Source organism: Nocardia wallacei (assembly GCF_029869545.1).
Taxonomy (GTDB): domain Bacteria; phylum Actinomycetota; class Actinomycetes; order Mycobacteriales; family Mycobacteriaceae; genus Nocardia; species Nocardia wallacei_A.
The window spans coordinates 1-11,746 of the sequence record NZ_JARWQD010000327.1 but is presented as its reverse complement, the minus strand read 5'-3'; the positions used below and the strand labels follow the sequence as shown (position 1 = coordinate 11,746).

At 71.0% G+C, this 11,746-nt stretch carries 9 protein-coding genes; all 9 read right to left on the bottom strand.

Annotated features, from left to right (window positions below; all coding sequences use genetic code 11):
• Positions 1-123: 123 nt before the first annotated feature.
• The 9 genes from QH290_RS30000 to QH290_RS29960 are packed head-to-tail and all read right to left on the bottom strand — an operon-like array spanning position 124 to position 11,402.
• Entirely contained in the window at positions 124-1,446 is a 1,323-nt protein-coding gene (locus QH290_RS30000; RefSeq protein WP_280386550.1) for a glutamate-1-semialdehyde 2,1-aminomutase, read from the bottom strand.
• On the bottom strand, positions 1,446-2,807 hold the full coding sequence (locus QH290_RS29995) for a GNAT family N-acetyltransferase (protein WP_280386546.1): 1,362 nt from the start codon (positions 2,805-2,807) through the stop codon (positions 1,446-1,448). Before QH290_RS29995 ends, QH290_RS30000 begins: the two co-directional genes overlap by 1 nt.
• Complete coding sequence (locus QH290_RS29990; RefSeq protein ID WP_280386544.1) at positions 2,804-4,171, bottom strand: glycosyl hydrolase family 28-related protein; 1,368 nt, start codon at positions 4,169-4,171, stop codon at positions 2,804-2,806. Before QH290_RS29990 ends, QH290_RS29995 begins: the two co-directional genes overlap by 4 nt.
• Positions 4,171-5,454, bottom strand: a complete 1,284-nt coding sequence (locus QH290_RS29985; RefSeq protein ID WP_280386541.1) for a Wzz/FepE/Etk N-terminal domain-containing protein — start codon at positions 5,452-5,454, stop codon at positions 4,171-4,173. Before QH290_RS29985 ends, QH290_RS29990 begins: the two co-directional genes overlap by 1 nt.
• Positions 5,445-6,848, bottom strand: a complete 1,404-nt coding sequence (locus tag QH290_RS29980; protein ID WP_280386539.1) for a hypothetical protein — start codon at positions 6,846-6,848, stop codon at positions 5,445-5,447. The genes QH290_RS29985 and QH290_RS29980 overlap by 10 nt, the downstream gene beginning before the upstream one ends.
• 47 nt (positions 6,849-6,895) lie before the next feature.
• Positions 6,896-7,900 carry a CgeB family protein gene (locus tag QH290_RS29975; RefSeq protein ID WP_280386537.1) on the bottom strand — a complete coding sequence of 335 codons (1,005 nt, stop codon included), beginning with the start codon at positions 7,898-7,900 and terminating at the stop codon, positions 6,896-6,898.
• A gap of 25 nt (positions 7,901-7,925) precedes the next feature.
• Complete coding sequence (locus QH290_RS29970; protein ID WP_280386548.1) at positions 7,926-9,176, bottom strand: lipopolysaccharide biosynthesis protein; 1,251 nt, start codon at positions 9,174-9,176, stop codon at positions 7,926-7,928.
• A gap of 49 nt (positions 9,177-9,225) precedes the next feature.
• Entirely contained in the window at positions 9,226-10,368 is a 1,143-nt protein-coding gene (locus tag QH290_RS29965; protein ID WP_280386535.1) for a glycosyltransferase family 4 protein, read from the bottom strand.
• A complete protein-coding gene (locus QH290_RS29960; protein WP_280266009.1) occupies positions 10,365-11,402 on the bottom strand; it encodes a glycosyltransferase family 4 protein in 1,038 nt (345 codons plus the stop codon). The genes QH290_RS29965 and QH290_RS29960 overlap by 4 nt, the downstream gene beginning before the upstream one ends.
• Positions 11,403-11,746 lie beyond the last annotated feature (344 nt).

Here is an 11,746-nt window from a genome sequence, read left to right as displayed (position 1 = left end):
CCGCGATGCGACGCCCGCCCATGCCTACCCTTTCCCGCCCCCCGTGCGTGTTCCCGCAGGGGCTGCTGGGCCTCTAAAGGGGTGCGGGAACACGCTGGGGGTGCGGGAAGTTGGCTGGGGGGGTCATTGGGGGAGGTCGCGGGGGGTGGCCCGGCGGCGGAGGGCGGGGGCGACGGGCCTACCCCTCAGCAGCCCGTCGACACCGCCCCGGTCCAGGGCGCGGCGGTAGGTTTCGGCGGCCTCCGCGCAGGCGTCGATGGTGTGGTCGATGGCCTCGTCGGTGTGTGCCGCCGAGGTGACGAAGGATTGGCCCAGCACGCCGCGCTCGAGCAGTTCCTGCAGGAACAGGGTGCGGAAGGGCTGGGAGGGCCGCCCGTCGACGTCGCGGGTGGTGAAGATCAGGCAGGAGGGCCGCCCGATCACCTGCAGGTATTCGGTGATGCCGAGTTCGGCGGCGATCTTGTTCACGCCGTCGGCGAGGCGGCGCCCGGCGTGTTCCATGCGGGTGATGGGGTCGGTCTCGGCGTAGGCGCGCACCACGGCCCGGAACGCCGCGAGCGACCCGGTTTCGGGGCCGTGCGTGGTGGACATCAGGAACACCCGGTCGCGTTCGGTGCGCAGGCCGCCCAGCTCCATATGCTCCCGCCGACCGGCCAGCGCGGAGATCGGGAACCCGTTGCCCATCGCCTTGCCCCAGCAGGACAAATCCGGCGTCACCCCGTAAACCTGTTGTGCCCCACCGCAAGACCACCGGAACCCGGTGATCATCTCGTCGAACACCAGCAGCGTGCCGTGCCGGTCACACAGCGCCCGGACACCCTCGAGATACCCCGGATCCGGTTCGGCGAGGGCGGTGGCCGCCTCCATGACCACACAGGCCACCCGCTGCGAATCGAGCACCGCCGCCAGGGAATCCAGCTCGTTGTAGCGGAAGCGCAGCGTCGAGTTCGCGGTGGGAATCCCGGCGTTCATGGCGGTGGTGCCCATGAACCAGTCGTCCACGGAGAAGAACGGCTGATCGCAGATCGCCACCGCCTCACGCCCCGTGACCGCCCGCGCCAGGCGCACGGCGGCCGTCGTGGCATCCGAGCCGTTCTTGGCGAACTTCACCATGTCGGCGCCGGGCACCAGGGCCAGAAAGTCCTCGGCGGCAAGCAGTTCCAGCTCGGTGGGGCGGGAGAAACTCATGCCGTCGGCGACGGCCCGCGTCGCGGCCTGCGTCACGGGCGGATAGCCGTGCCCGAGGGTGACCGACCGCAGGCCCATGCCGTACTCGACATACTCGTTCCCGTCGCAGTCCCAGACGTGACATCCGCTGCCGCGCACCAGGATCGGCGCCATCTCCTCCGGATACTGATCCGCGCCGCGGGCGTAGGTGTGGGCGCCGCCGGGGACCACCTCGTGCAGGCGGCGCTGAACCTCGTTGCTGCGGCCGAATTGTCGCATCACGGGTGCTCCTCGTCCGGCAGCGCCACGGTCAGCGCCCACAGTGCGTGGTCGGTGTGCCGCCCGGCGGGCCCCGGATAGTTGCGCATGATTCCCTCCTTCACCAGGCCCGCCCGGGCGGCGACGGCGGCGGATTCGCGGTCGTCGGAGTCGATCTCCGTCGCGACGCGTAGCAGTCCGAGCGCGCCGAACGCGTGGCCGAGCAGCGCCCGGGTCGCGGCCGCGCGGACGGCCGCGTCGGCATGCGCGGGATCGGCCCAGATCCGCAGGCGGGCATTGCGATCGAACATGTCCAGGTCGTACAACCGGCCCTCACCCGCGTAGGTGCCGTCGATGTCGAGCACCAGCACCAGCCCGGCGGGGGAGCGCAATCCGCCGTGACTGCGGGCGATCTCGCGCCACCAGGGCGGGCGGCCGGGTTCGTCGAAGAATTCCGGGTGTCGACGGCGCGCCGCCAGCCACCCGGCACGGTCGGACAGGCGCCTGCTACGCAGCACGGCACAGCGATATCCGGGAATTTCCAGGCGCACCGCGCAGGCGCCACCCAGCCCCGTCGCCCGCCGCCACGACCGGCCGATAGCGAGCCGCAGCGCGGTGGTGAAAAGTGCTGTGGCAGAGGATAAGTGCCCACTGCGAGCCCCCTGCTGTCCGGCCGAGTCGTCGTCGGCCGACTCGGCCGAACCCCCCTTCATGGTCGGGCGCGGGGAGGTTGCCGGAATAGAGGCGGAAGTCCCTTCGGCCGCTGTGGACCCGATTCTGCGAATCCAGAACGCGGCGAATCCGCCCGGCGGCCGGTCGTCGCGGGTCAGTGCCCACAGCTCGTGGTCGCGGCGCGCCCCACCCGCGTCGAAATACCGCGTCATCAGGGCTTCTCGGGCGAAACCGAGTTCGGCCGCACCGTGTGCCGCGGCGATGTTGCCGGGCGAGATGGGAGCGACGATGCGCGCCAGGCCGAGCGTCTGGAATCCGTAGTCGATGACGAGTCCGGCGGCCACACCGCCGAATCCGTGCCTGGCGAGCCGGGAGTCGATCCAGATGCTCATCTCCGCGGTGCCCCGGCGCAGGTCGATGGAGCACAGCTCGCACTGCCCGGCGAACCGGCCGTCGATCTCGATCACCCCGGGCAGCCGTCGCCCGGCCCGCGACTCGGCCCGGCTGACGAGATACTCACGCAACCACTGCTTTTCGGTATGCCGCTCCGCCCAGTCCAATCGCGAGCTGTACCAGAAGGGTTCGATGAGCGCGCGGTCGCGCAGCCGCAGCCGCCGCCAGTGCGGATGGTCGCCGGGCCGCGGCGGCCGGACGGCGACGGTCCTGCCGCGCAGGGTCAGCGGGCCGAGCCGCGGTGCCGTGCTACTCATGATCGTGGCCGCTGTCTGCCCAGCGACGACGTGCGCACGGCGCCGTCCGTGCCGACCGACAGCCGCCAGTACCCGCCCGCCGCATCGCGCAGCACGACCCCGCCCTCGGCCCGCTCGGACAGCCAGGCGCCGCCGGGCAGCACGGCCGAGAGCACCGCGCCGTCGCGGTCCTGGATCTGCAGCACATCGGCATCGGGGCGCGCGGCCTGCGCGACCACGGTCCCGGAGAACCGCGCCCCGTGCACCCGCCCGCGGCCGATGACGTGCCAGCCCTCGGGAAACACGCGGGGATCGATATCGTCGTGCGAGCCCGAAATCAGGTTGATCGCCGTGCCTTCCGGACATCCGGCCGCGTCTATGCGCACCTCGACGGGCGGCTTGTCGAGGTCCGGATCGAACAGCACATTGGCCAGGTAGGGCTGGCGGCAGTGAATGAGTTCGAGACAGGTGGTACGCGCGGCCACCTTGCAGTTGACCATCCCGAACTGCGCGGGCCCGCCGCCGTTGCCGCCGATCGCCAGCGCGGTATCGGCCCCCTCGAACCAGACGTTGGTGAACCACCAGTCGTTGGCGGCGCCGTCGACGACCACGTGGCGGTCGGTGGTTCCCGGATCCTCGTCGGAGACGAATTCCACGTTGGACAGCGCCAATCCGGCATTGTGATCGCCGCCGGTGCCCAGCACCGAGATCCGGTTGTTGGTGAACTTGGAGGAGGTGACGTAGTTCTGGATGCACGAGGTGACCAGGCCGTACCCGAAGTTGTTGATATCGCAGTCGATGAACGCGGTGCCGCCGGTGTTGCCGTCGAGGACCACTCCGCGCTGGCGCTCGTAGCGGGGGTAGTTCTCCGACAGGTGATTTCCACGCAGGAGCACCGCGTCGAAGGAACAGCGGAAGCATTCGGTCAGCCGCACCGCGGTGGCCGCGGTGCCGGACAGGAACAAGCCGAGGCGCGCGAACCGGACGCGCTGCTTGCCGCGCAGCGTGATCAGCGTCTCGTCGCCCTCGTACACGATCGTGGTGATATCGGCGCCGTCGCCGAGAATCGTTGCGTAATCCGGCAATTCGGGCCATCGGGTGACGCGGTAGTGCCCGGCGGGCAGATACATCACCAGCGGGCGGTCGCCCACCGCGACGGCGGCGGCGAGGGCGGCCGTATCGTCGGCGTGCCCGTCGCCCACCGCGCCGAAATCGCGGATATTGCGTGCCGACGGCGCGTCGGTCACTCGCGGAGAACGAAATTCGGCGTCCGGCTGGGCCGCCGAGGAGCAGGCCGCCAGCGATCCGGCCGCCGCCGCGCCGAGCGTGACCGCCAGCAGCCGTCGCCGCCGCAGGCGATCACCGCCCCCCTCGTCCCCGGGCATCACGGGCGTCTCCGCAAGTGCCCCAGGGTTTTCCGCAGTCCGGCGGCGGGCGCCGTATAGGCGACCGTCCCCGCCGGCGCTTCGGTGCCGAACGTCGCCAGCGCGCCGCGCACCTGGGGTGCGGAGCTGGTTCGGAGTTGCACGACACCGATCGTCGCGTCACAGCGCCGGGCCAGTGCGAGCGCGTCCGCCGCCGCGGCGACCGGCGCGCCCTCGACCACGACGCGATCGAATTCGCTGCGCAGCTTGGACATGATCTCGGCGAACCGCTCGGAGGCCAGCAGATCCGGTGTGCGGGAATCGAGGACACCGAGTGGCAGCACGCTCAACCCGGCCTCGGGCCAGTCGGTCACCGCGTCGTCCAGCGGGGAAGTATGGCGCAGCAGTTCCGACAGCCCGGCCGTGGCCTTGACCGGCACCAGGCCGGAACTGCCCCGCCCGGTGGTGTCGGCATCGACGAGCACCACCCGCTCACCGGTGTCAGCGTAGGTCCGCGCCAGCCCGATCGCCACCTCGGGCCGCGAGCGATCCGACAGCGAGGTCAGCAGCACGCTCGCGGTCTCGTCACCGAGCCGGGTGCGCAGCCGCCGCAATTCGCCGGGGGCGCCGGGCCTTCCGTCGTCGATGATCGCGAGGACCGGCACGGGGGCGACCGCCGCGAGATCGCCGGAGGTCCGTAGCCGCCGGTCGAGCCGGTCTCGCGCCAGTGCGGCGAGCAGGCCGAGGATCAATCCGGCGGCCACGCCGAGCAGGAGGGTGCGCTGGGTCTGCGGCCCGCTCGGCGCGGACGGCAACTGCGCCTTGTCGACCACGGCCACGCGGGCGGCGGGTGCCGCCTCGCGCTGGATCGTCTCCAGCTGGCTGACCATGAAGCGGAACTGCGACACCACCTCGTCGGCCAGTATCCGGGCACCGTCGGCGGTGCCGTCGCGCACCGAGATCGCGATGATCATGGTGGCGGGCGGGGAGGAGGCGGCGATCCGGCCGCGCAGCTCGGCCGTCGACATCGACAGTCCGAGTTGATCTTTCACCCGCTGCGCCACAGTCTCGCTGCTCGCGAGATCGAGGTAGGACCGCACCCGCTGCTGCGCGGCCAGGCCGCCCTGATACGAGTCGTTGACCGAGGTGCCGGTCGCCATCGACACGTAGCAGGTGCTGGAGGCGGTGTAGGACACCGGTTGGCTCTGCGCGTACCCGAAGGCCACGGCCGCGCACAGCACCAGCACCGCGAGCAGGGTGAGCCACCGCCGCCGGACGATATGCCAGAAATCGATCAAACCCATTGCCCTGCCCTCGTTTTCCCGGCAACGGGCCCGGCGAGTGCCGGGCGCTGCGCCGCCTGCCGCCGATATTCGGCGATCAGTAGATATGTGACCCACACCAGCACCACGGCCTGCAGATACTTGCCGAGTGTTTCGACCGTGCCGAGCATTCCGCGTTCGAACAGCACCGGCACCTCGATCATCGCGAGCGCGAGCACCGGCAGCGCCAGATGGCGGCTGTAGAGCGCGTGTGACCAGCCGAGCAGCAGCACGAAGGTGATCGAGACGCCCAGTGCGACACCGGGATACCCGGCCAGGACATAGCCTTCGTTGATGTTCCCCTCCGCCAGCGACACCGAGACCTGTGTCATATCGACCGAGCCGCCGCGCACGGCGTCGGCCCAGGCGGCGCCGGAGCGGAACTTCTCCGCGCCGAGCAGCTGGGTGGGAATCAGGCTCTGCACGGCGTGCAGCGCCACCTCGGGCGGTGTCAGCCACGAGCGCGGGCCCGCGTATAAGGCATCGGTGGCGGCCTCCAGCCCGTCGAACCGGCGCAGCAGGCTGAGGAACGGGCGCACGAGGGCCGGATAGCCGGAATCGGCCACCGCCGCCTCGGCCTTGGCGGTATCGGTGGCCTTCAGCGACTGCAGCCAGCCGAATCCGCCGACGGCGAGGACGGTGATCGCCAGTACCGCCGCCACCTTGGCGCGTGTCCACCCGGTCATGGCGCAGCGCACCGCGATCGCCACGGCCGCCCCCACGATCGGGGTCTTCGATTGCACCGCGGCCGTCCACAGCAGCTCGCCGAATATCAGCGCGCCGATGATCAGGATCGTGGTGCGCGCGGCGGCGGTCCGCACATACACGATGAGCCCGACGGCGCCGAGCGTGGCGAGCAGCGTGATGAGATTGATGATCGGATCGGGGCTCTCCAGTTCGCCCGCGCGGCCGTTGTTTCCGGTCGCGACCGCCACGAGCCTGCCGAGCGTGCCGACGCCGTAGAGCACGACGAGGGTCCGCAGGAATATCGGGTCGTGGGCGAAATGCGCCGGTGGCAGGGCGCGTCGGCCGCTGGTGGCGGTATCGGGCCGAGTCTCGCGCCGACGGGACCAGATCGTATATGCCACAACCATTCCCGCGTACAGCCACAGCCCGAAGACCACCGGCTGCAGCACCGCCGCGATCCCGTGGTCGTAGCCGAGCTGGGCCAGCCGCGGGTCGGGAATGTTGTCGCCGTAGCGCGGTTGCGGCTGCACCCACAGCAGGACGGCCGGTCGCGCGAGGTAGGACAGTGTCCAGTACGCGACCTGCGCGATCAGGAATATCCGGATCGGTCCGGACAGCCAGAAGGCGGCGATCACCATGCTCGCCAATGCCGCTGCGACGAGGAATACTTCGGGCTGCGCGGCGCCCATCACCCCATGTCCTTCATCACCCATATGTCGCGCGGGCGGGCTGACCGTTACCCGATCGCCTCGACGATCTCGCGGGCGCGATCGACGTAGCGGTGCCGCCCGGTGGTGATCCGGCGGTGCCCGGCCGCGGCCACCTCCAACGCCCGGTCGGGGTGTCGTGCGCAGCGGTCGAGGATCTCGTGTAGTTCGGCGGGGGAGGAGAAGAGGAAACATTCGGTGTCCTCGGCCAGCAGCGCGGCGTGCTCCTCGGTCCGTTCGCCGACGAAAAGTCCACCGGCGGCGGGTATTTCGTAACTGCGGCAGGTGTGGGTGTCGCGGTTGGCGGAGTTGAGCAGCACCAGGTTCGCGGTGACCGCGGCGACGGCGACGGAGAAGTCCTCGCCGTAGACCGGCCCGCGCACCGCCGCGCCCGTGCGCCACAGCGGCGGCACCCGCCGCCATCCAGGCCCGTATACCGCCAGTGCCGCACCGTATTCGCGAGCCAGATCGACGAGCAGGCCGCGCCGGTCGGGTCGGCAGGCGCCGATGAAACCGGCCAGGAACCGGTCGCCGCCGCGCCGTGCCGCGGGCCGATGCCAGGCGGGATCGTAGGCGCTGGCGACGAAGGCGACCGAGCGCACGCCGCGCTCGCGCAGTTCCGGCACGTTGTGCCGCTTGGTGGTGACGATGAGATCCCACTCGGCCTCGTGCGCGAGGTAGTCGGCGCTGATGTTCTCCGGATTGGTGACGTCGTCGGGGCTGTAGTGCACGTGCCGGGCGGCCGGAACCGCCAGCAGCCGGGCCTGGTCCAGGTGCACCGCCTTGAAGGCGAACACCATATCGGGCGCGAAATCGGCGGCGAGCGAGTCGATCTCGTCGTGGATGCGCCGGATTCGCCACGGTGCCCGCCGGTGCGTCGCCTTCGCGTACACCCACGGCGGCGAGAGCCGGGGCGGCAGCGTGACGGCGGTGGTGTCGACCACGACCACCTCGTGCCCGGCCTGGCGGAAGCCGTCGGCCAGCGAGCGGGCATTGCTGCCGATCCAATCGTCGCCTACGAACAGAATTCTCATGATCGATCCCCCTCTTCGCGCGCCGTCACCCGACGGACGCGGTGCGCCGGGTGGCGCGTTCGGCGACGGCGAGCCAGCGCATGCGGATCAGATACCACAGCGCGACCGTGGTTTCGGCCGCGACGGTGCCGTAGACCAGGGTCCACACCGAGTGGGTGTGCACCGCGACGGCGAGCGCCCCGGCCGCGACGCAGGTGCCGAGGACGGCCCCGATGAGTACGCCCGCGGTGTCCTGGCGGACCGGCAGCACGGCCGTGGTGACCAGCGACGAGATGGTCGTGGCGGGCAGGATGAGCACCTCGACCCGCAGCAGCGGCACCGCGGCGGCGAAGGCATTGCCGAACATCACGTGCACGAGAATCGGGGCGGCCACCCAGAGGCCCAGGGTCGCGACACCGGCCGCGGCCAGGCAGGCCAGCAGCGATCGAGTCGCGTTGCGCCAGAAGGTTTCCTCCGCGCCGCGGCGCGCCATGCGCGGCAGCAGGGCGAAGCCGATCGGGTCCAGCAGCGACTGCATCGCCCGCACCAGGCGGTCGCCCGCCGAATACAGCCCGAGGGATACGGCGTCGAGCACGGCCGCGTACACCACCGCGGAACCCTGCCCGTAGCTGGTGACCAGTGCGCGCGAGGTGAGCACCGGCGCACCGATCCGCAGCACCTGGCGCACGTGGCGCGGCCGCCCGGGAATTCCGAAGGTGCGCAGCGCATCCCACCACGTGAGTGCGATGGTCAGCAGCGAGGACAGCAGCAGGCAGAGTATCGCCGTCGTGGCGGTGGGCATGCGCGGCAGCCACAGCACCAGCAGCGCCAGGTAGCCGATCCGCCCCGCGCCCTGATACAGCGTCGAGGTCCCGAACCTGCCCTGCCCGATCAGCAGCCAATCCTCCGAGATCGACCAGAGCCCACCGGCGAACAGGCCGAGCAGGATCATGTGCAGCGGCTCCGGCACCCCCATCGGCAGGCTGACCAGCAGTGCCGCGCCGAGGGCGCTCAATGTGGTGACGCGGATGGCGAGGTAGGTGCCGCGCAGGTGGTCGATGGCCGCCCCGTCGGCCGCATCGTGCACCTTGGCGGCCAGGAACGAGGTGATGCCCAGGTCCACCAGGAGCGACCCGATGAAGTACGCCGACATGCCGATCGCGAGCAACCCGACGCCGTGCGGGCCGATGAGGCGGGCGATGAGCGGCAGCGTGATCACCGTGATGACGTACTGGCCGTATTTGCCGAAGCTGACGTAGCCGATATCGCGCAGGATCGCGATCCGGCCGTGCTGCATCGGACGCCGCCCGCGGACGCCGCCGGGGCTTCGGTCGTTCTCCGCGGAATCAGCCATGCCGCAACCGCTTTCGCGCAACCGAGGTGAGTAGCGCGGCGACCGTGCGGGCGGTCTCCTCGATGCCGAACCGCCGCGCCCGGATGCGGGCGGCGTCGGCGAACCTGCGGCGCAGTCCGGCATCGCCGATGAGCCGGTCCAGGGCGGCGGTGAGCTGGCCGCGATCCCCTGCCGCCACGAGTAGGCCGCTGATCTCCGGTTCGACGATTTCCGCGGGCCCGCCGGGGCCGGTCGCCACGACCGCGCAGCCCGCGCGCATCCCCTCGACCACGACCTGGCCGAACGGTTCCGGGAGCACGGAGCAGTGCGCGAGGATATCGGCCTGTGCGAGCAGGCTTTCCGGATCGTCGACGTGGCCGGTGAAGGTGACCGGTAGCGCGAGTTCGGCGGTCAGGCGTCCGAGTTCGGCTCGGTACGGTTCCTCGTCGAAGAACGCGCCGCCGATCAGCAGGATCCGATGCGGCCGGATCGCCGTGTCCGCGACCGCCCGGAGAAACAGGTCCTGTCCCTTCCACGGGGCGAGCCGCCCGACGACGGCGATCACCGTCTCCCGCGGCGGGCGCTGGGCGGGACGAGCCGCGGGCGGGCGCGGTTCGAGACCGGGGTGGGCGACGGCGACGGGTTTGCGCCCGGTGCGCAGCGTGGCGCGGGTGGTGTGGCTGTTGGCGATGTACCCGTCCGCGACGATCCGGCCGAGCACGCGGATCAGCGGGGCGAGGCCGCGGCCGAAGTAGTCCGGCGTGATCCGGTCGTGCACCTGCCAGATCAGCGGAATCCGGGCTCGACGAGCCGCGACCGCGCCCATGAGCAGCGCTTTCGTGCTCTCCGCGACCAGCACCGAGGCCTCCGTTCCGCGTGCCGTGGCGCCCAGCGCCCAGCCCACGCGCAGCAGGGCGATCGCGCCGGTGACCAGGCGGCGCGCATCGGCCTTTCCGATGGTCATCGCGCGGCTGTCGAAAGTGTTGCGTAACAAATGGGTTTCGATGCCCCGCGCGCGCATTCGCTCGAGCATCGGACCGTCGGCGGTGTAGACGGCGGCGACATCCATGTGCGAGCGCAGCGCCGAAACCAGCCGCAGCGTGGCCAGTTCGGCGCCGGACGGTGCCGCGGTATGCGCCACGAAGAGGGCCTTCACGGTCCGGCCAGTTCGCGGTAGAGGGTGATGTGGTGGCGGGCGGCGGCGTCCCAGGAGAACGATTCGGCGTGCGCACGGCATTGTTTCGCGGTAGGGACTACGCCGTCGAGGGCGGCGGCGAGGCGCTGGGCGAGGGCGTCCGGGGCGCCGGGCGGCACGATCAGCGAGGGGTCGAGCCCCCGGACCGAATCGGGCAGCCCGCCGCAGTCCGAGACGATCGGCGCCCGCCCGGCCGCCAGGGATTCGAGGGCGATGAGACCGAAGCCCTCCAGCGCGATCGACGGAACCACCGTGCAGTGCGCGCGGGCGTAGAGTGCCGCGAGCCGCTCGTCGCTGACGCGCCCGGCGAAGTCGATGGACGGCTGACCGGCGGCAAGGGCGCGCAATTCCGTTGCCGCGCTGCCGGTTCCGGCGATGGTGAGGCGCGCGCCGGGATGCCGGTCCACGACGGCGGGCCAGGCGCGGAGCAGCGTGTCCAGGCCCATGCGGCGCTCCAGTCGCCGGACGCACAGCACCAGGGGCGCCGATTCGGCGGGGAGATCGGACAACGTGAACCGATCGAGGTCGACGCCCGGTGCGATGACGGCGACGCGGTCCGCGGGCACTCGGTAATCGGAGATCAGGACATCGCGAAACCGGCCCGACAGTACGACGAACCGGTCCGCCCGCGCATAACGGAGGCGCTCGAGCAGGTACTTCGCGCGCACGCTGCGGTCCGGCGCTCCCGCCATCCGGCTCTCCTGCGCCCACGGACCGTGGAAGTGGACGACCAGCGGCCCGGCGGCCGGGGGACCGTAGAGGCAGAAGTGCCGGTCGAGGAGGGCGCCGCGCGGTGGGCGGTCGAGGAAGGCGCGGCCCGCGCGCCGCAGGGTAGTCCCGCCGGTGGGTCCCCAACAGCGTCCGCCCGGCGGCGGATCGCCGAAAGCCGTTGCGGTGACCGAGATCTCGGTCCTACGGGCCAGCGCCGCATACAGATCGGTGAAATACCGGTTCAGCCCGCCCGGCGCCGCGCGAAACCACTCCGCCCCGGTCATACGAACCAGTAACGGCCCCATCACCACACCCCCGCATTCCATTCGCCGTCGATCACGCTCGCGATCGCCCTACCCCCGCTGCCGAGTCTATTCGAATCCCCCCACCACAGTCGCCCAACCACAACCCCCCGTCCAACATGCCCGGCCCACCCCCATCCCCGACGTACGCATGCCCTCTCCCATTCCCGGCGCGCGCATGCCCTCTCGTTCCCGGTGCGCGCTTTTGGCCGGGATCGGCGGTCAGCGAGGTACGTCGGGGATGGGGGTGGGCCGGGCATGTTGGACGGGGGGTTGTGGTTGGGCGACTGTGGTGGGGGGATTCGAATAGACTCGGCAGCGGGGGT

Coding starts and splice junctions, on each gene's coding strand:
- QH290_RS30000 (WP_280386550.1), bottom strand. CDS start 1,446: ATGCGACAATTCGGCCGCAGCAACGAGGTTCAGCGCCGCCTGCACGAG.
- QH290_RS29995 (WP_280386546.1), bottom strand. CDS start 2,807: ATGAGTAGCACGGCACCGCGGCTCGGCCCGCTGACCCTGCGCGGCAGG.
- QH290_RS29990 (WP_280386544.1), bottom strand. CDS start 4,171: ATGCCCGGGGACGAGGGGGGCGGTGATCGCCTGCGGCGGCGACGGCTG.
- QH290_RS29985 (WP_280386541.1), bottom strand. CDS start 5,454: ATGGGTTTGATCGATTTCTGGCATATCGTCCGGCGGCGGTGGCTCACC.
- QH290_RS29980 (WP_280386539.1), bottom strand. CDS start 6,848: ATGGGCGCCGCGCAGCCCGAAGTATTCCTCGTCGCAGCGGCATTGGCG.
- QH290_RS29975 (WP_280386537.1), bottom strand. CDS start 7,900: ATGAGAATTCTGTTCGTAGGCGACGATTGGATCGGCAGCAATGCCCGC.
- QH290_RS29970 (WP_280386548.1), bottom strand. CDS start 9,176: ATGCAGCACGGCCGGATCGCGATCCTGCGCGATATCGGCTACGTCAGC.
- QH290_RS29960 (WP_280266009.1), bottom strand. CDS start 11,402: ATGACCGGGGCGGAGTGGTTTCGCGCGGCGCCGGGCGGGCTGAACCGG.